This is a genomic window from Pararhizobium qamdonense (genome assembly GCF_029277445.1).
Classification (GTDB): Bacteria; Pseudomonadota; Alphaproteobacteria; order Rhizobiales; family Rhizobiaceae; genus Pararhizobium; species Pararhizobium qamdonense.
This window is the reverse complement of the sequence record NZ_CP119566.1, coordinates 1,999,634-2,017,507: the sequence shown is the minus strand read 5'-3', so window position 1 is coordinate 2,017,507 and position 17,874 is coordinate 1,999,634. Positions and strand designations below refer to the sequence as shown.

The window sequence follows — 17,874 nt, the reverse complement described above, 5'->3', positions numbered from 1 at the left end:
AGACTGAAGATGAAGCAGATTCTGAAATCCTGCACCGCGCTCACCCTTGTCCTCGCTTTCGCCACCCACGCTTTCGCGCAGGAACCTCTGAAGGAACTCGGCAAGGGCGAAGGCGAACTGTCGATCGTCGCCTGGGCCGGCTATATCGAGCGCGGCGAGACCGACAAGGCCTATGACTGGGTCACCGGCTTTGAAAAACAGACCGGTTGCAAGGTCAGCGTCAAGACGGCGGCGACATCCGATGAAATGGTCGCGCTGATGAACGAAGGCGGTTTCGACCTCGTCACCGCATCCGGCGACGCCTCGCTGCGGCTGGTGGCCGGCAAGCGCGTCCAGCCGATCAACACCGACCTGATCCCGAGCTTCAAGACGGTCGATGAGCGCATGCAGTCGTCGCCCTGGTACACCGTCAACGGCGTGCATTACGGCGTGCCCTATGTCTGGGGCCCGAACGTGCTGATGTACAATACCGAAGCCTTCAAGGGCGAGGCGCCGAAGAGCTGGGACGTCGTGTTCAAGGAAATGACCCTGCCGGACGGCAAGTCCAACAAGGGCCGCGTCCAGGCCTATGACGGGCCGATCCATGTGGCCGACGCTGCCAACTACCTGATGTTCCACAACAAGGAACTCGCCATCAAGGACCCCTACGAGCTCAACGAAGATCAGTACAAAGCAGCGCTCGACGTGCTGCGCACCCAGCGCACGCTTGCCAGCCGCTATTGGCACGATGCGATGATCCAGATTGACGATTTCAAGAACGAAGGCGTCGTTGCGTCGGGCTCCTGGCCGTTCCAGGTCAACCTGCTGCAATCGGAAAAGCTGCCGATCGCCTCGACCATCCCCGAGGAAGGCGTCACCGGCTGGGCCGATACGACCATGCTGCATGCCGAAAGCGCCCATCCGAACTGCGCCTATATGTGGATGGAACATTCGCTGTCGCCGAAGGTGCAAGGCGATGTCTCCGCCTGGTTCGGCGCCAACCCGTCTGTCGCTGCCGCCTGCAAGGGCAACGAGCTTTTGACCGATGGCGGCTGCAAGGCCAACGGCTATGACGATTTCGCCAAGGTGAAGTTCTGGAAGACCCCAACCTCGAAATGCGCCAGTGAGAGCGAGTGCGTCCCCTATCACCGCTGGGTCTCCGACTATATCGGCGTCATCGGCGGACGTTGATTTCCACCTCCCCCTTGAGGGGGGAGGTCGCGCGAATGCGCGGGTGGGGTGACCCACCGCATCCACAAGGGATCACCCCACCCCGGAGCTACGCTCCGACCCTCCCCCTCAAGGGGAGGGTATTGAACCGCCATGCCCGGTTCGCCACACGCCAATTTCCGGAGTCCCCCATGACCGCCGCCGTCCTGTTCCAAAACGTCTCGCGCCATTTCGGTGCCGTCAAAGCGGTCGATGCGGTCGATCTTGAAATCGCGGCCGGCGAGTTCTTTGCGATGCTAGGGCCGTCCGGCTCCGGCAAGACCACCTGCCTGCGCCTGATGGCCGGGTTCGAGCAGCCGACCGGCGGCCATATCGAGATTTTTGGAGAAACCGCCGAAGGCGTGCCGCCCTACCGGCGCAGCGTCAACACGGTGTTCCAGGACTATGCCCTCTTCCCGCATCTCTCCATCCTCGACAATGTCGCCTATGGCCTGATGGTCAAGGGCGTCGGCAAGGCGGAACGCCGCAAGGCAGCCGAAGACGCGCTTGCCATGGTCAAGCTGCCCGGTTATGGCCAGCGCCGCCCGGGCCAGCTCTCCGGCGGCCAGCGCCAGCGTGTTGCGCTCGCCCGCGCGCTGGTCAACAAGCCCAAGGTGCTTCTGCTGGACGAGCCGCTCGGCGCGCTTGACCTCAAACTGCGCGAGCAGATGCAGGAGGAGCTGAAAACCCTGCAGAAATCGCTCGGCATCACCTTCGTTTTCGTCACCCACGATCAGGGCGAGGCACTCTCGATGGCCGACCGGATCGCCGTCTTCAACGACGGCCGGATCCAGCAGCTCGGCACCCCGGAAGATATCTACAAGCGGCCGCAGACCCGTTTCGTCGCCGATTTCGTCGGCTCGTCCAATGTGCTCTCCAGCGCGCTCTGCGCGCGGCTCGGGCTTCCGGCGAAAGCCGCCAGCCTGCGCCCGGAAGCCATCGTTATCGGCACCGCGTCTGCTGGACAGCTGACCCTGCCCGGCACCGTCACCGCCCGCAGTTTTTTGGGCGCGACCAACCGTGTCAGTGTCGATTGCAGCGGCGAAAAAATCATCGTCGCCAGCCCCGCCGCCCTGCCGGTTCCCGAGATCGGCACCGATGTGCAGCTCGGCTTTTCGCGCAATGACCTTCACCTGATGGAGGACGCATGAGCGCGCTCGTCACAACCGAAACCATTTTGCCGAACAGGCCCGGCCTGATGGGACGGCTGTCGGACTTCCTGTGGAAGCACCCGCAGGTGCTTCTCGCCATCCTGCTCGGCCCCCCGGTACTCTGGCTCGGCATCATCTATCTCGGCTCGCTGTTTGCCCTTCTGCTGCAGAGCTTTTTCTCGATCGATGATTTCTCCGGCCTGATCAATTACGAGTTCACGTTCGCCACCTACAGGCAGCTGCTGTCGGACGCCAATTTCGACATCATCGTCCGCACCGTGACGATGGCGGCCGTGGTCACGATTTTCTCGGCGCTGATCGCCTTCCCGATCGCCTATTATGCGGCCCGCTATGCCAAGGGAAAATGGAAGGCCGTCTTTTATCTCGGCATCATGCTGCCGCTCTGGTCGAGCTATCTGGTCAAGATCTACGCCTGGAAGCTGATCCTCGCCAAGGAAGGCATCCTCACCTGGGCCTTCACCAAGCTTCACCTGCTCTGGCTGCTCGACGGCTGGCTGTCGCTTCCCATCATCGGCGGCAATTCGCTTTCGGTGAGCTATACCGGCACCTTCCTGGTCTTCGTCTATGTCTGGATGCCCTTCATGATCCTGCCGATCCAGGCGGCACTCGAGCGCGTGCCCGGCAACCTGATCGAGGCTTCCTCCGACCTGGGAGGCACGCCGCAGCAGACCTTCCGCCACGTGCTGTTTCCGCTGGCGCTTCCCGGCATCGTCGCCGGCTCGATCTTCACCTTTTCGCTGACGCTGGGCGACTACATCATCCCGCAGATCGTCGGCTCGTCGCGGCTGTTCATCGGCCAGGCCGTCTATGCACAGCAGGGCACCGCCGGCAATATCCCGCTCGCCGCCGCCTTCACCGTCGTGCCGATCGTCATCATGGGCCTCTATCTCTTCATGGCCAAACGTATGGGAGCCTTCGATGCGCTCTGACCGCTCCACCTCCGCGCCGCTGCCCTTGAAGATCGCCGCCATCGGCGGCCTCGCCTTCCTGCATATCCCGATCCTGCTGATCTTCCTCTATGCCTTCACGACGGAAGAAAAGAGCTATCAGTTCCCGCCGCCCGGCCTGACGCTGCAATGGTTCGCCGTCACCTGGAACCGGCCGGATGTCTGGGCCGCTCTCACCCTGTCGGTCAAGGTCGCAACCATCGCCACGGCGATAGCGCTTGTCCTTGGCACGCTCTGTGCCGCCGCCGTCAGCCAGACCCGCTTCTTCGGCCGCGAGACCATTTCGCTGCTGGTCATCCTGCCGATCGCCCTTCCCGGCATCATCACCGGCATTGCGCTACGCTCGGCCTTTTCGATGGCCGATATTCCCTTCTCGTTCTGGACGATCGTGCTCGGCCACGCCACTTTCTGCATCGTCGTCGTCTACAACAATGCCGTTGCCCGCTTCCGGCGCGTGTCCGGTTCGCTGATCGAGGCGTCGATGGATCTCGGCGCCGACGGCTTCCAGACCTTCCGCCATATCATCCTGCCGAATATCGGCACCGCGCTTCTCGCCGGCGGCATGCTCGCCTTCGCGCTCTCTTTCGATGAAGTCATCGTCACCACCTTCACCGGCGGCCAGCAATCGACACTGCCGATCTGGATGCTCGAAGAACTCATCCGCCCGCGCCAAAGACCCGTCACCAACGTCGTCGCCATGGTGGTCATGCTCGTCACCTTCCTGCCCATCCTCGCCGCCTATTACCTGACGCGCGACGGGGATCAGATTGCGGGAGGGGGGAAATGAAGGAGTGATTAGGGGGTAGCGAATAGTCGGTAGTCGGTAGTCGGTAGTCGGTAGTGAACAAAGCAGCTTCACTGCACTTTTTCCTAATGCCTACTGCCTACTGCCTACTGCCTAATCACTACTCACTATTCGCTACTCACTATTCGCTAATCGCTACTCACCACTTCGATCCAAAACCGGAGAACAAAAAATGGACACCCAATTGCTGATCGGATCGACATTCGAGGCCGGAACGGAGGCCGAGGAGCTGATCCTCAATCCGCGTACCGGCGCCCGGATCATCGATCTTGCCGAAGCCTCGCAATCGCAGATCGAGCGCGCCGTCGATGCCGCCGAAAAGGCGTTTGTCACCTGGTCGATGACGACACCCGGCGAGCGCTCCGGCTATCTCCTGAAAATCGCCGATGCGATCGAGAAGGATGCCGATGCCTTTGCGGCGCTGGAAGCCTTGAACTGTGGCAAGCCGATCAATGCGGTGCGCAATGACGAACTGCCGGCCATCGTCGATTGCTGGCGCTTCTTTGCCGGCGCGATCCGCAACTTGCATGCGACGGTCGCCGGCGAATATCTGCCCGGCCATACCTCGATGATCCGCCGCGATCCCGTTGGCATTATCGGTTCGATCGCGCCATGGAACTATCCGCTGATGATGATGGCCTGGAAGCTGGCACCGGCGATTGCCGGGGGCAATACCGTCGTCTTCAAGCCGTCGGAACAGACGCCGCTGACAGCGTTGAAGATGGCCCGCCTGCTCGCCGATATCCTGCCGGAAGGCGTCGTCAACGTCGTCCTTGGGCGCGGCGACACGGTCGGCAACACGCTGATCAACCATCCGAAGATCGGCATGGTCTCGATCACCGGCGATATCGCCACCGGCAAGAAGGTGCTGCAGGCGGCTGCAAAAACCGTCAAGCGCACCCATCTGGAACTCGGCGGCAAGGCCCCGGTCATCGTCTACGACGACGCCGACCTCGAAGCCGTCGTCAACGGCATCCGCACCTTCGGCTATTACAATGCCGGCCAGGACTGCACCGCCGCCTGCCGCATCTACGCGCAGGACGGCATCTATGAAAAGCTGGTCGCCGACCTCACCTCCGCTGTCTCGACCATCAAGTACAATTTGGCTGATGACACGGAAAACGAAATCGGCCCGCTGATCTCCAAGCGCCAGCGCGACCGGGTGGCAAGCTTCGTCGAGCGCGCCACCGAGCAGAAACATATCGAGATCACCACAGGCGGTAATCCCGGCAGCAAGGACGGCTTCTTCTTCCAGCCGACCGTCGTTGCCGGCGCCACCCAGGAAGACGAGATCGTCCGCCGCGAAGTCTTCGGCCCGGTCGTCTCCGTCACCCGCTTCACCGAAAACGACCAGGCGGTCACCTGGGCCAATGACAGCGATTACGGCCTTGCCTCCTCCGTCTGGACCAAGGATATTTCCAAGGCGATGAAGGCGGCGTCGCGCCTGCAATATGGCTGTACCTGGATCAACACCCACTTCATGCTGACCAACGAGATGCCGCATGGCGGCGTCAAGCAGTCCGGCTATGGCAAGGATATGTCGATCTACGCCCTGGAGGACTACACGGCCGTGCGCCACGTGATGATCAATCACGGATAAGCACCTTCTGCGGGATAGGCGAGGCACAATAAAAGGTCGCGTTCATAACGCGGCCTTTTGCAATTTATGCGCTAACCAGCGGAAAGAATTCGATATTCCGCCGGAAAACGTTGCACAAATCCCACACCATTTAAAACATGAGTATTTTGCTCATAGATTCCGCTTTTCCGGCGACATAATCTTGATAGAACGGGTCATCTTATCGTCCGCCTATCCAGCCAGTCTACCAGAAAGTGCATGACATGCCTCTGCTTCGCCACGCCCGGTTCACCACTCGCCTTGCCCTTGCCGGCACCTCGCTGCTCGCGCTGTCGCTGACGGCTTTTGCCCAGGACGCAGCGCCAATCACGACGGGCACGGACGGCGCGACCGAGCTTGAGACCCTGACCGTCACCGGCGGCAGCGGCGGCGTCATCACCGCAGACGGCTATGTCGGCACCAGCAGCGCCACCGGCGCCAAGGTCGACACACCGTTCCTGCAGACACCGCAATCGATTTCGTCGGTTACGGAACAGCAGCTGAAGGATCGCAATCCGCAGACGCTGCTCGAAACGCTCGCGTACACACCGGGCTCGCGCGTCGGCGCCTACGGTTTCGATCCGCGGTTTGATTCCTTCACGGTGCGCGGTTTCGACGTGACCTATAACGGCATGTTCCGCGATAACCTGCGCCAGCCCGGCGCCAGCTCCTCGCTGTTCAAGAACGAACCCTATGGCCTGGAAGGCGTCTCGATCCTGCGCGGCCCCTCCTCGGCGCTCTATGGTGCATCGGGTGCCGGCGGCCTGTTCAACCTGATCACCAAGCGCCCGACCGAAGAACCGCTGCGCGAGCTTCAGCTGCAATACGGCACGAATAACCGCTACCAGGGCCAGTTCGATTTCTCCGGCCCGATCAACGAGACCGATCCGTTGTACTACCGCATGACCGGCCTTTTGCGCAGCGCCGATACCGAGCAGGTCAGCGTTCCCGACGACCGCGCCTATATCGCGCCCGCCTTTACCTGGAAGCCGGACGAAGACACCAAGCTTACCATCCTTGGTGAATATTCCCGCACCAAGACCGGCGGCTCGGCAGCCTATTACAATGACCCGACCGGCAAGGTCACCGACATTTTCGCCGGCAATCCCGACTTCAACGATTCGGTCCAGACACAGGCCCGCGTCGGCTACGAATTCGAGCACCGCCTCAACGACGTCTTCACCTTCCGGCAGAACCTGCGCGTCTCGACGCTCAACGTCGATGCCGACTGGGCCTTTGCCTATGCGCCGAACGCTATCGATCCAACCTTGCTCGACAGCAGCGCAGGAACATTCGACGAGCGCCTGAGCGCCATCGTCATCGACAACCAGATGGAGGCGAAGTTCGATACCGGCGCGCTCGATCACACCCTGCTCGCAGGCGTCGATTATACGAAATTGCGGTTCAAGTCCCTGGCTGGCACCGGCTTTACTCCGCCGCTCGACACCAACAATCCGACGCAGGGCCGCCCCACGGACCCCATTCCCTTCAGCGAGCGCGTCGTCCAGGACCAATGGCAGCTCGGCACCTATCTCCAGGACCAGATCCGCTACGATGCCTGGACGCTGACCGCCGGCGCCCGCTATGACTGGGTTTCGACCGACACGGACAATACCGATCTGACCACCGGTTTGACGGACCCGATCGCGCAGAAGGACAAGGCCTTTTCCGGCCGCATCGGCCTGACCTACGAGACCGATTTCGGCCTGGCGCCCTATATCAGCTATTCCACCGCGTTCTCGCCCAATGCCGGCTTCAACAAGGAAACAAACCAGCCGTTCAAGCCGACCGAAAGCCAGCAGGAAGAGATCGGCATCAAATATCTGCTGCCAAGCAGCAATACGATGATCACGGCCGCCCTCTTCAATATCGACCAGAAGAACAGCCTTTATTACGAGGTCGTCGATCTGCCGACAGGCCCGGAAAACATCCAGGTCCAGCGTGGCAAGGTGCGGTCGCGCGGCTTCGAGCTGGAGGCCAATACCAGCCTCGACAACGGTCTTTCGCTGATCGCGTCCTATACCTATACCGACATCAAGATCACCGAGGGCCCCGCCGATACGGTCGGCAACTATGTCTCTTCCGTGCCGCGTCACATGGCATCGCTCTGGGCAGACTATACGATGCCGGAGGACGGTCCTGCGGCCGGCCTCGGTTTTGGCGCCGGCGCCCGGTTCTTGGGCTCAAGCTACGGCAACGACCAGAACACGACGCGGAACGGCGCCCGCATCCTCTTCGATGCCGCCGCGCACTACGACTTTGCAGCCATCGACAAGAAATACGAGGGCCTGCGGCTGCAGGTCAACGCCACCAACGTCTTCGACAAGCGCGACACCGTATGCTCGGCCGGCTTCTGCTACCGCGACCAGGGCCGCGCCGTCATCGGCTCGCTGAAATACAGCTGGTGATCCGTTGAGCCTCTCCACCACCCACGACACGAACACCGCCTTCCGGCCATCTGGGCTGAAGGCGGTGTTTGCCGGTGAGCATGCCTGGTGCGGCGAAAAGATGATGCTGTCTTCGGAGCTGGAAGACGGCATTCCGCTTTCGGAGTTCTTCGGCTCCGGCGGTTTTTCCGCAGCCCTTGATACCTACGCGCGCACCCACGGCGGCACCGACCGGCGCGCCGTCGCTTCCATGTGGTCGCTCTATTATTTCTCGATGCTGACCATCCCCTATATCGTTGCGCGAAGGGCCGATCATGTTTTGCCGGTTGTTCCCGCCGAGATGACGATCGCCCTTGCCGAGGACGGGCTGCCGCGCGCCCTCGGTCTGGCCCGCGAAGGCGACTGGAGCGAGGGCGGGCAGGCCGATCTCCTGTCTTTCGTCATGCCGCTTATCAGCCAGCACCTCACCGAAATCGTTGCGCAACTGAAGGCGCTCGGCGGCATCGCGCCAAAACTCGCCTGGAACAACGCGGCCGTCTATCTCGACTATGCCTTCAACGCGACCGAACGGGAGCGCCCGGCAGATGGCGATGCCTGGGCCTCACGCGCGCTTTTTTCGCAAAGCCACCTGCCGGATGGAAGCGCCAACCCCTTTCTCGGCTGCCTGCGCCACGACGTCGAAGGCGAGGAAACCGTCTGCCGCCGCAAGGTCTGTTGCCTGCGCTACCTCTTGCCGGGTATTCCCAGCTGCGGCGAACTCTGCGCCCTGCCCGCCCAAAGAAAGCAATGATCGTGAAACGCCTTCTTCTCTTGACCCTCTGTCTGTTTCTGGCCTGCACCGCTATCTCGAACGCGCAGGAACGCTGGCCGCTGACGTTGACCGACGCGATCGGCCGGCAGGTGACGATCAAGGCAAAGCCCAAGGCCATCCTGCTTGGCAGCGGCTTCAACCTGGTGGCGCTATCGCTTATTCACCCCGATCCCGTCAGCCTGCTGGCCGGCTGGTCGGGAGACCTCAAGGGCGACAACCCGGAAATCTACAAGGATTTCGTCGGAAAGTTTCCAAGCCTTGCGCATGTGCCGATCATCGGCAATGGCACCGGCGACGGCCTGTCCTTCGAAACCATTCTGTCGCTGAAAGCCGATCTGGCCATCATGGCCAACTGGCAGGCCGATACCGATCTCGGCAAGCGCGCGATCGACTATCTCGAGAGCACCGGCGTTCCGGTCTTCGTCGTCGATTTCAACAGCGATCCCTTGAAGAACACGCCGGACAACATGCGCCTGCTCGGCAAGATCCTGGAGCGGGAAGAACAGGCAAACGCCTTTGCCGATTTCTATATAGAACACCTCAAGCGCATCACCGATCGCGTCGCCGCCAATCCGCAGCCCGGCCCGACCGTGCTGATGGACGCGTTCCCCAATCCGGACCGCTGCTGCTTTGCCTATGGCACAGGAGGCCTTGGCGAATTCATCGGCATCACCGGCAGCCGCAATATCGCGGACAAAAACCTGCCGCGCCAGGGCGGCATTGTCAGCAGCGAATATCTGATCGAGGCCGATCCGGAGGTCTATATTGCCACCGCCTCGCCGGGCGGTACCTACAGCGTCTTTTCCATCGGCCCCGGAGTTCCCACAGACGAGGCCCGCCGAACATTGGGCGAAGCCGTTAAAAATCCGGTTCTCGCCAACCTGTCGGGCGTCCAGAACGGACGGGTGCACGGCGTCTGGAATTTCTTCAATGCCGTACCGCTGAATATTCTGGCAGCGGAGGCCTTTGCCCACTGGCTACGGCCGGACATCTTTGCCGATATCGACCCGGATCAATCTTTGAAGGAAATCAACGCGCGCTTTGCGGCCGTTCCATTCCGGGGCTCCTACTGGATCAGCCTGAAATAGAATTGGCCGGAGACACGGTCTCCGGCCAATGTGATCATGAAACAATGGTGTTAGGCGGCTTTTTTCATCGCCGAAGCATTGACCGAGGCCTCTGCCAGTGCCGTCAGCGCGTGGTCTGTGGCGCCTTCCTGCTGCAGGGTCTCGTCGAGCAGCTTGACCGCATCGTTCAGGCCAAGCATGCCCGCCCAGGTCTTCAGCGTGCCGTAACGGGCCATTTCATAGTGTTCAACAGCCTGCGCCGTAGCCAGAAGGCCGGCATCAAGCGCTGGCGAACCCTTGAATTCTTCGAGGATTTCCTCGCCTTCCTCGACAATGCCGTCGATCGCCGGGCAGGTCTTGCCGACTGCGCGCTTGCCGAAAATTTCAAACACCTGCTGCAGGCGCTCGATCTGGCCTTCAGTTTCATCGCGGTGCTTTTCGAATGCTGCCTTCAGCTGCGGGCTCTGCGCGCCCTTGGCCATTTTCGGCAAGGTTTTCAGGATCTTGCGCTCAGCATAATAGACGTCCTTGAGCATATCATAGAACAGGTCTTGCAGGGCTTTCTCGGCCATTGGTTTCTTCCTTTTCCGCAATTGGAACATGTCGGGGGTGACGAGCAGGTAACGGGTTGGTGATGTGTTTGTTCCGCAACCTCGGCCGGATCGTCCCCGGCGCGCTTCCATCCCGTCAATGCCCTGTCTATATAGGGGACTGGAGGACTTTGATGATTTGGATATTTCCTGCGATTGCAGGCCTGCTGATCGTATATTTCGCCATGCGCTCATCGCGCTTCCGGCGTTTTGCCGAACCGGTGCTGAGCATACTCGTCGCTTTGGGGCTTGTTTCGGCCTTCGTGGTCTGGATGAAAGATGGCAGCGGCGACAGCAATGAGACCGACCCACCGCCGTTTACCCAGAGCCGTCCGGCCATCACACCGGAAGAGCTCGTCTTGGAAGGGCTGACATTCACCCGCAACCGCCCGGATACGAGCTACCGGGTCACCGGCACGATCGTCAACAGGAGCGCTGCCAATCTCACCAATTTCAACCTGACCGTCACGCTTCAGGATTGCCCCGGCAACGTCTGCACGACGGTCGGCGAAGACACGGCGCTGATCCTTGCCCGCGTTCCCGCCGGGCGGGAGCAGACGTTCGAAACCTTCTTCACCTTCCCCGCCCGCTTCGGTGTCGAACCCGCAGCGCCGAAATGGACGACGCAGATCTCCAATATCCGTGGCGTGGCAGCGCAGTAAACTGCGCCGCCGTTTTGTCAGGCCCGGCTGATCTCGTCGAGATACCAGTTGATATAGCGCAACTCGTTCTGCTCCATCGGGGCGATGGGGCCGGGCACGAAATAGTGCGAGCGCACGCCGCGCGACGTATGCTCGATGATCGACTTGTCCTCGTCGGTGGTCACCGTCCAGAGCCATTTCAGCTTTTCGAGGTCGTAATCGACGCCCTCTTCCGCCGCGCCATTGACCAGCCAGATCAGCTCCATCTCGCAGGCTTCCGGCCCCTTCGGAATGAAGCGGTAGATCATGCCGTGGTCGGGATAGCAGACAAGGAATGATGTGCCGCCGAGATGGACGGAGGTGACGCCGCCATCGAATTCGGTAAACCGGCCCATCAATGGCGCAAGCGGCGAACCGTCCTGGCTGCCGGTCTTGACGCCGTCATACAGGGCGTAGCGGAAGGCATGAATGGTTTCCTTGCCGTTTTCGGAGGTCTGCCAGTGATCGCCGGAACCAACCTGGATGCCGAGCGCGCAGGTCCGCTCCTCCATCGCCGCATTCAGCGCCTCGATCATGTGCAGCGGCTGTTCCAGCGCATGGGTCTGCGAATATTCCGGATGCGCCGGGCCGCAATGATAGCACTCGACATAATTTTCGACCGCCAGTTTCCAGTTGGCATCGACCGGATAGCTCTGCCGGTGGGCGACCTTGGCCTGTCCCCAGCCATATTGGCCGCAGGTGGCGTGCAGCAGGTTTTCGACCTCGGTGAAATCCAGCGGATTTTCCGCAAAGGAAATGAAGACGAGGCCTTCGACGACGCGCACATGCAGCTTCTTCAGTCCATGATCTTCCCGCTTGAAATCCTTCGGCATCAGCCGGGCGGCCTTGAGCGCCCCGTCATTGCCATAGGTCCAGGCATGATAGGGACAGACGAAAACACGGGCATTGCCCTTGTCCTTGGTACAGACCTCGGCGCCACGATGGCGGCAGACATTGAGGATGGCATGAACCGTCCCATCCGCATGCCGCGTCAGGATCACCTGCTCGGACGCCATGCGAAACACCTCGAAATCGTTCGGTTTCGGGATGACGCTCTCATGCGCGACGCAATGCCAATGGCGGCGGAAGACACGCTCCAGATCCCGCTCATAGATATCCTCGTCGCGGTAGAACGGCCGGGCGAGACCATGGCCGGGCTTGTGGGCAGCGACGAGCTGGTCGATGCGGTCGGCGGGCTTCTCGATCGTCTTTGTGTCTGGCGCGAGCATGGCTTTCATCTCCTTGAAAACATCCGGAAAAATCGCGTTCCGGCGCGCGCACTCAATTCTGGCGGAGCCGTATGGCTCCCTCTTCTCCCCAACGGGGAGAAGGTGGCCCGAAGGGCCGGATGAGGGGGAGCCACAAATCCGACATCTGCCGAACCGCCCCCTCATCGCCTCGTTTCACTCGGCACTTCTCCCCGCTGGGGAGAAGAGAAACCGCCCCTCACCCCAACCCTCTCCCCGCAAACGGGGAGAGGGAACGACGGAGGCTGCCGCATATCGCTTCTCCCCCGTTTACGGGGAGAAGGTGCCCGACAGGGCGGATGAGGGGCGCCTCTGGTTTGAGACCAGAGAGTGAGAAGGGCTAAACCCTCACCCGCTCCGACTTCGGATCATACATCGGCGCAAGCGACACATCCGCCTTCACCCGCGTCCCGGCAATCTCGATCTCGTAGGCCGAACCCAGCACATCCGCCTCGCTCTCGCCCTTGCACGGCACGTAGCCGAGCCCGATCGCACCGCCGAGATGGTGGCCGTAATTGCCAGAGGTGATCGTGCCGACGATTTTGCCGTCGCGCACCACCGCCTCGTTGTGGAACAGAAGCGGCTCCGGGTCGGTCAGCCGGAACTGCACCAGCCGGCGCGACAGCCCTTCATCCTGCTTCTTCAACACCGCGTCACGGCCGATGAAATCGCCCTTTCCTGCCTTTACCGCAAACCCAAGCCCGGCCTCCAGCACATGATCCTCGTCGGTGATATCATGGCCAAAATGGCGGAAGGCCTTTTCGATCCGGCAACTGTCGAGCGTATGGATGCCGCAGAGTTTCAGGCCGATCTCCGCTCCCGCTGCTTCGAGCGTCTCGAACACATGCGCCGTCTGATCGCTGGAGACATAAAGCTCCCAGCCGAGTTCGCCGACATAGGTGACGCGGTGCGCGCGTGCCAGCCCCATGCCGATCTCGATCTCCCGTGCCGACCCGAACGGATGCGCGGCATTGGAAAAATCGTTGGGGCTGACTTTTTGCATGAGATCACGCGCCTTCGGCCCCATGACGCAAAGCACCGATTCCGCCGCAGTCACGTCGGTGACGACAGCGAATTCATCGGCCAGATGCTTGCGCAGCCAGGCAAGGTCGCGCTGCAGCGTGGCGCCGGGAACGACCAGCAGGAAAGCGGTTTCCGAAAGGCGCGTGACCGTCAGGTCGCTCTCGATGCCGCCACGGGCATTCAGCATCTGGGTATAAACGATGCGGTTTGTGGCGACATCCAGCTGGTTGGCACAGAGCTTTTGCAGGAAGGCCAAAGCATCGCGGCCCTCGACACGGATCTTGCCGAACGAGGTCATGTCGATCAAACCGGCGCCATTGCGGATCGCCAGATGTTCATCGCGCTGGTTGTCGAACCAGTTCTGCCGTTTCCAGCTATATTTATATTCCCGCTCCTGGCCGTCCCTGGCAAACCAGTTGGCCCGCTCCCAGCCCGCCACTTCGCCGAACACGGCACCGCGTGCCTTCAGATGTTCATGCAAAGGCGTGCGCCGCACGCCGCGTGCCGTCGCCATCTGGCGATAGGGGAAATGGTCGGCATAGAGAAGGCCAAGCGTTTCGGTGACCCGTTCCTTGAGATAGGTGCGGTTCTTCTGAAACGGCTGCGCCCGGCGGATATCCACTTCCCAGAGATCAAACGGCGGCTCGCCGTCATTCATCCATTGCGCCAGCGCCATGCCGGCGCCGCCGGAGGAGACGATGCCGATCGAATTGTACCCGGCCGCGACCCAATATCCCTTCAGCTCCGGCGCTTCGCCCAGATAGTAGCGGTCGTCGGGCGTAAAGCTTTCCGGGCCGTTGAAGAACGTGTGGATCCCCGCCGTTTCCAGCATCGGCATGCGGCCGACCGCCTTTTCGAGGATCGGCGCGAAATGGTCGAAATCCTCCGGCAGCTGGTCGAAGCAGAAATCCTCGCTGATCCCATCCATGCCCCAGGGCTTGGCCTTCAGCTCGAAGGCACCGACCAGCATCTTGCCGGCATCCTCCTTGTAATAGGTGCACTCGTCCGGCACGCGCAGCACCGGCAGACGCTGCAATCCGGCGACCGGCTCGGTGACGATATAGAAGTGCTCGCAGGCATGCAGCGGCACGGTGACCCCCGACATGTTGGCAAGCTCCCTGCCCCACATGCCGGCGGCATTGACGACGTTCTCGGTCTCGATCGTAAACATCTCGCCATTTTGCTCGCAGGTGACGCCGGACACCCGGCCGTCCTTCTTGTGAACCGCCGTGACCTTGACGCCTTCCAGGATCGTCGCGCCGTTCTGGCGGGCACCCTTGGCAAGCGCCATCGCAATATTGGCGGGATCGCACTGTCCGTCGAGCGGCAGATGCACGGCGGCAACCACATCCGAAACGTTCAGATGCGGATACATCGCCTTCACTTCATCGGGGGAAATTTCGCGCACATCGACATCGAAGGCGCGGGCAAGCGAGGCCTGCCGGTAGATTTCCTGCTTGCGCTCTTCGGTGAGTGCAACGGTGATCGAACCGCATTGGCGCATGCCTGTGCCGATGCCGGTTTCGGCCTCCAGCCTGGTGTAGAGATCGGCCGAATATTTGGCGAGACGCGTCATGTTCTGCGAGGCGCGCAACTGCCCGATCAGGCCTGCCGCATGCCAGGTCGTGCCCGATGTCAGCTGCTTGCGCTCCAGCAGGACCACGTCCGTCCAGCCGAGCTTCGCCAGATGATAGGCGACCGAACAGCCGGAGACGCCGCCGCCGATTATGACCGCGCGGGCCTTTTTGGGGATGGGCTTGCTCATGCGCGCAGTCTCTCATTCTTGGGATCAAACAGCGGCTCGTCCGCTTGCACCACCGCCTTGAAGCGGTCGCCGTAAATCTCGACCTCGACCTCGGTTCCGGGCTCGGCCAGATCGGCACGCAGCATGCCGAGCGCCACCGATTTGCCGATCCGGTAACCCCAGTTGCCGGACGTCGTTTCGCCGACCACTTTTCCGCCATGCCAGAGCGTCGACATATAGGGCGCGTCGCAATCTGCAGCGTCCACCACCAGCGTCACGAAGCGCTTCGTCACGCCCTGCTGCTTCTCGCGCTCCAGCGCCGCCTTGCCCTTGAAGTCGGGCTTGGCCCAATCGACGAAGCGCTCAAGGCCACCCTGCAGAATGGTGTAGTCGGTCGAAAGATCGCCCTTCCACGCACGGTATCCTTTCTCGATACGCAGGCTGTCCAGCGCCTCCATGCCGAAAGGCTTTAACCCATGCTTTTGACCGGCCGCCCAGACGGCATCGAAGATTGCAGCGGTATCCTCGATCTTGGTGTGGATTTCCCAGCCGAGTTCACCGGCAAAGGACACGCGCACCAGCTGGCACCACAGTCCGGCGATCTGCACCGGCTGATGCGTCAGCCAGCCTTTGGTAAGATCGGCGCCGGAAACCTCGGCCAGAATATCCCGCGACTTCGGACCGGACAGAATCTGGCAGGTGAAGCTTTCAGTGACATCATCCAGCGTAAACGCCGCGTCCTTCGGCAGATGCTTTTGCAGCCACTCGAAATCATGCCATTGCGCGGTCGCCGCCGTGATCAGGAAGAAGAAATCCTCCTCCAGCGCCATGACCGACATTTCAGTGACGATGCGGCCCTTGTCGTCGGAGAAATAGGCCAGACCGATGCGGCCGGGCTTTGGCACCTTGCCGGTGGTCAGACCCAGCAGCCAGTCGCGCGCACCCTCGCCCTTCAGGCGGAAACGGGAAAATCCGGGCAGATCGAGAATGCCGGCAGCATCGCGCACCGCAAGGCATTCCTCCTCGATGCGCTTCTGCCAGGGGCCCGCCCGGTTCCAGGTCTGGGTCGCCGCCTCGGAAAGATCGTCGCCCGGCTTGGCGTACCAGTTGGCGCGCTCCCAGCCATTATAGGGCTTGAACTGCGCGCCCAGCGCTGCAATCCGGTCGTGGATCGGCGATAGCTTCTTGTTGCGTCCGGCCGGCCAGGCGTGTTTCGGAAAATGCATGGCATATTCATGGCCATAAATTTCCATGCCCTTGGCGATGCAGTAATCCTGATCCGTGTAGCTGGTAAAGCGGCGCGGATCGCAGGACCACATGTCCCATTCCGTCTGCCCCTCGGTCACCCATTCGGCCAAAACCTTGCCCGCACCACCCGCCTGGCAGATGCCGAAGGTAAAGACACAGGCCTCGAATGCATTGGGAACGCCCGGCATCGGCCCGATCAGCGGATTGCCGTCCGGCGCATAGGGGATCGGTCCATTGATCATCCGCGACAGTCCGGCAGTGCCGAGGATGGGCACGCGCTCGACGGCGTCGTTCAGATACCATTCCAGCCGCTCGAGATCATCGGGGAACAGCTGGAACGAGAAATCCTCCGGCATGGGATCATCGGGCGTGATCCAGTGCGCCTTGCAGTTTTTCTCGTAAGGCCCGAGATTCATCCCGGACTTTTCCTGGCGCAGGTAATAGGAACTATCGACATCGCGCAGAAGCGGCAATTTGTGCCCGGCTTCCTTCGACCAGGCCGCCAGCTCCGGAATTTCCTCAAACAGCATATATTGATGGCTCATCACCATCATCGGCACATCGCGGCCGAACCATTTGCCGACCTCGCGGGCATAATAACCGGCGGCATTGACGACATAATCGCACCGGATGTCGCCCTGCGGCGTCGAAATGATCCATTCGTCGTTGTCCCGGCGGGCGCCGGTGGCGGGACAGAAGCGGAAGATCTTCGCACCCAGGTCGCGGGCACCCTTCGCAAGAGCCTGCGTCAGCTGCGCCGGATCGATATCGCCGTCATAGGGATCGTAGAGCGCGCCGGTCAGGTCGTGGGTTTCCAAAAACGGATATTTCGACTTGATCTGATCGGGCGACAGAATGTCGAGGTCCATGCCCTGATAGCGGCCCATGCCGACGACGCGCTTGAATTCCTGCAGCCGTTCCTTCGAATGGCCGAGCCGGATCGAGCCGGTGACATGATAGTTCATCGGATAATCGACGAGATCGCCAAGTTCGCGGTAAAGCGACGCCGAATAGCGCTGCATGTTCATGATCGACCAGGACGAGGAGAATGTCGGCACATTGCCCGCCGCATGCCATGTCGATCCGGCCGTCAGCTCGTTCTTTTCCAGAAGCACGCAGTCGGTCCAGCCGGCCTTGGCCAGATGGTAGAGACAGGACGCGCCGACAGCACCTCCCCCGATGATCACGACGCGTGCATGAGACGGCAAATTCGACATGTCTGTTCCCTTGTTTTGGGACAAGTTTTCGCAACGAAGCACTCCCGCATCAAGCGGCCAGAATTCGCTTTATTGATCGAAGAATTCGATTAGATTGGAGATGAAGAAAACCCCTCCCCGACCCTCCCCA

The 17,874-nt window shown here is 61.2% G+C and carries 13 protein-coding genes; 9 read left to right on the top strand and 4 right to left on the bottom strand.

The features are described from left to right. Nucleotides 1-9 precede the first annotated feature (9 nt). The 8 genes from PYR65_RS09720 (at nt 10) to PYR65_RS09685 (ending at nt 10,016) form a co-directional block, all read left to right on the top strand. Complete coding sequence (locus tag PYR65_RS09720; RefSeq protein WP_060638742.1) at nt 10-1,170, top strand: ABC transporter substrate-binding protein; 1,161 nt, start codon at nt 10-12, stop codon at nt 1,168-1,170. Between the two features lie 170 nt (nt 1,171-1,340). After that, nucleotides 1,341-2,339, top strand: a complete 999-nt coding sequence (locus PYR65_RS09715; RefSeq protein WP_276120823.1) for an ABC transporter ATP-binding protein — start codon at nt 1,341-1,343, stop codon at nt 2,337-2,339. Then, a complete protein-coding gene (locus PYR65_RS09710; RefSeq protein WP_276120822.1) occupies nt 2,336-3,289 on the top strand; it encodes an ABC transporter permease in 954 nt (317 codons plus the stop codon). The genes PYR65_RS09715 and PYR65_RS09710 overlap by 4 nt, the downstream gene beginning before the upstream one ends. Then, nucleotides 3,279-4,094 carry an ABC transporter permease gene (locus PYR65_RS09705; RefSeq protein WP_060638739.1) on the top strand — a complete coding sequence of 272 codons (816 nt, stop codon included), beginning with the start codon at nt 3,279-3,281 and terminating at the stop codon, nt 4,092-4,094. The genes PYR65_RS09710 and PYR65_RS09705 overlap by 11 nt, the downstream gene beginning before the upstream one ends. Nucleotides 4,095-4,284: 190 nt before the next feature. Then, nucleotides 4,285-5,712 carry a gamma-aminobutyraldehyde dehydrogenase gene (locus PYR65_RS09700; protein WP_276120821.1) on the top strand — a complete coding sequence of 476 codons (1,428 nt, stop codon included), beginning with the start codon at nt 4,285-4,287 and terminating at the stop codon, nt 5,710-5,712. Nucleotides 5,713-5,954: 242 nt separating this feature from the next. After that, nucleotides 5,955-8,138, top strand: a complete 2,184-nt coding sequence (locus tag PYR65_RS09695) for a TonB-dependent siderophore receptor (RefSeq protein WP_276120820.1) — start codon at nt 5,955-5,957, stop codon at nt 8,136-8,138. 100 nt (nt 8,139-8,238) lie between these two features. Next, nucleotides 8,239-8,907: a siderophore-iron reductase FhuF gene (gene fhuF / locus PYR65_RS09690; protein WP_276121022.1), complete on the top strand. Its 669-nt coding sequence runs from the start codon at nt 8,239-8,241 to the stop codon at nt 8,905-8,907. Further along, nucleotides 8,904-10,016, top strand: a complete 1,113-nt coding sequence (locus PYR65_RS09685; RefSeq protein ID WP_276120819.1) for an ABC transporter substrate-binding protein — start codon at nt 8,904-8,906, stop codon at nt 10,014-10,016. The genes fhuF and PYR65_RS09685 overlap by 4 nt, the downstream gene beginning before the upstream one ends. Nucleotides 10,017-10,066: 50 nt before the next feature. Here the strand turns inward: PYR65_RS09685 and PYR65_RS09680 are convergent, their stop codons facing one another. Continuing rightward, nucleotides 10,067-10,567, bottom strand: a complete 501-nt coding sequence (locus PYR65_RS09680; RefSeq protein ID WP_276120818.1) for a YciE/YciF ferroxidase family protein — start codon at nt 10,565-10,567, stop codon at nt 10,067-10,069. Nucleotides 10,568-10,719: 152 nt separating this feature from the next. On the opposite strand from PYR65_RS09680, the gene PYR65_RS09675 reads away from it, so the two are divergent. Further along, nucleotides 10,720-11,247, top strand: coding sequence for a hypothetical protein (locus tag PYR65_RS09675; RefSeq protein ID WP_060638733.1), 528 nt, complete (start codon nt 10,720-10,722; stop codon nt 11,245-11,247). Between the two features lie 17 nt (nt 11,248-11,264). On the opposite strand, the gene PYR65_RS09670 is transcribed toward PYR65_RS09675, so the two are convergent. The 3 genes from PYR65_RS09670 to PYR65_RS09660 all read right to left on the bottom strand — a co-directional run bounded on the left by PYR65_RS09670 (nt 11,265) and on the right by PYR65_RS09660 (nt 17,744). Beyond that, the gene (locus PYR65_RS09670; RefSeq protein WP_276120817.1) at nt 11,265-12,494 is read right to left on the bottom strand and encodes an aromatic ring-hydroxylating oxygenase subunit alpha; all 1,230 of its coding nucleotides are present in this window, start codon (nt 12,492-12,494) and stop codon (nt 11,265-11,267) included. Nucleotides 12,495-12,852: 358 nt separating this feature from the next. Further along, a complete protein-coding gene (locus PYR65_RS09665; protein ID WP_276120816.1) occupies nt 12,853-15,300 on the bottom strand; it encodes a GcvT family protein in 2,448 nt (815 codons plus the stop codon). Next, nucleotides 15,297-17,744: a GcvT family protein gene (locus PYR65_RS09660; RefSeq protein WP_276120815.1), complete on the bottom strand. Its 2,448-nt coding sequence runs from the start codon at nt 17,742-17,744 to the stop codon at nt 15,297-15,299. The genes PYR65_RS09665 and PYR65_RS09660 overlap by 4 nt, the downstream gene beginning before the upstream one ends. Nucleotides 17,745-17,874: the final 130 nt, after the last annotated feature.

Bases quoted from the DNA above. Each gene is read 5' to 3' on its own strand.
- PYR65_RS09720 (WP_060638742.1), top strand. From the start codon at position 10: ATGAAGCAGATTCTGAAATCCTGCACCGCGCTCACCCTTGTCCTCGCT.
- PYR65_RS09715 (WP_276120823.1), top strand. From the start codon at position 1,341: ATGACCGCCGCCGTCCTGTTCCAAAACGTCTCGCGCCATTTCGGTGCC.
- PYR65_RS09710 (WP_276120822.1), top strand. From the start codon at position 2,336: ATGAGCGCGCTCGTCACAACCGAAACCATTTTGCCGAACAGGCCCGGC.
- PYR65_RS09705 (WP_060638739.1), top strand. From the start codon at position 3,279: ATGCGCTCTGACCGCTCCACCTCCGCGCCGCTGCCCTTGAAGATCGCC.
- PYR65_RS09700 (WP_276120821.1), top strand. From the start codon at position 4,285: ATGGACACCCAATTGCTGATCGGATCGACATTCGAGGCCGGAACGGAG.
- PYR65_RS09695 (WP_276120820.1), top strand. From the start codon at position 5,955: ATGCCTCTGCTTCGCCACGCCCGGTTCACCACTCGCCTTGCCCTTGCC.
- fhuF (WP_276121022.1), top strand. From the start codon at position 8,239: ATGATGCTGTCTTCGGAGCTGGAAGACGGCATTCCGCTTTCGGAGTTC.
- PYR65_RS09685 (WP_276120819.1), top strand. From the start codon at position 8,904: ATGATCGTGAAACGCCTTCTTCTCTTGACCCTCTGTCTGTTTCTGGCC.
- PYR65_RS09680 (WP_276120818.1), bottom strand. From the start codon at position 10,567: ATGGCCGAGAAAGCCCTGCAAGACCTGTTCTATGATATGCTCAAGGAC.
- PYR65_RS09675 (WP_060638733.1), top strand. From the start codon at position 10,720: ATGATTTGGATATTTCCTGCGATTGCAGGCCTGCTGATCGTATATTTC.
- PYR65_RS09670 (WP_276120817.1), bottom strand. From the start codon at position 12,494: ATGCTCGCGCCAGACACAAAGACGATCGAGAAGCCCGCCGACCGCATC.
- PYR65_RS09665 (WP_276120816.1), bottom strand. From the start codon at position 15,300: ATGAGCAAGCCCATCCCCAAAAAGGCCCGCGCGGTCATAATCGGCGGC.
- PYR65_RS09660 (WP_276120815.1), bottom strand. From the start codon at position 17,744: ATGTCGAATTTGCCGTCTCATGCACGCGTCGTGATCATCGGGGGAGGT.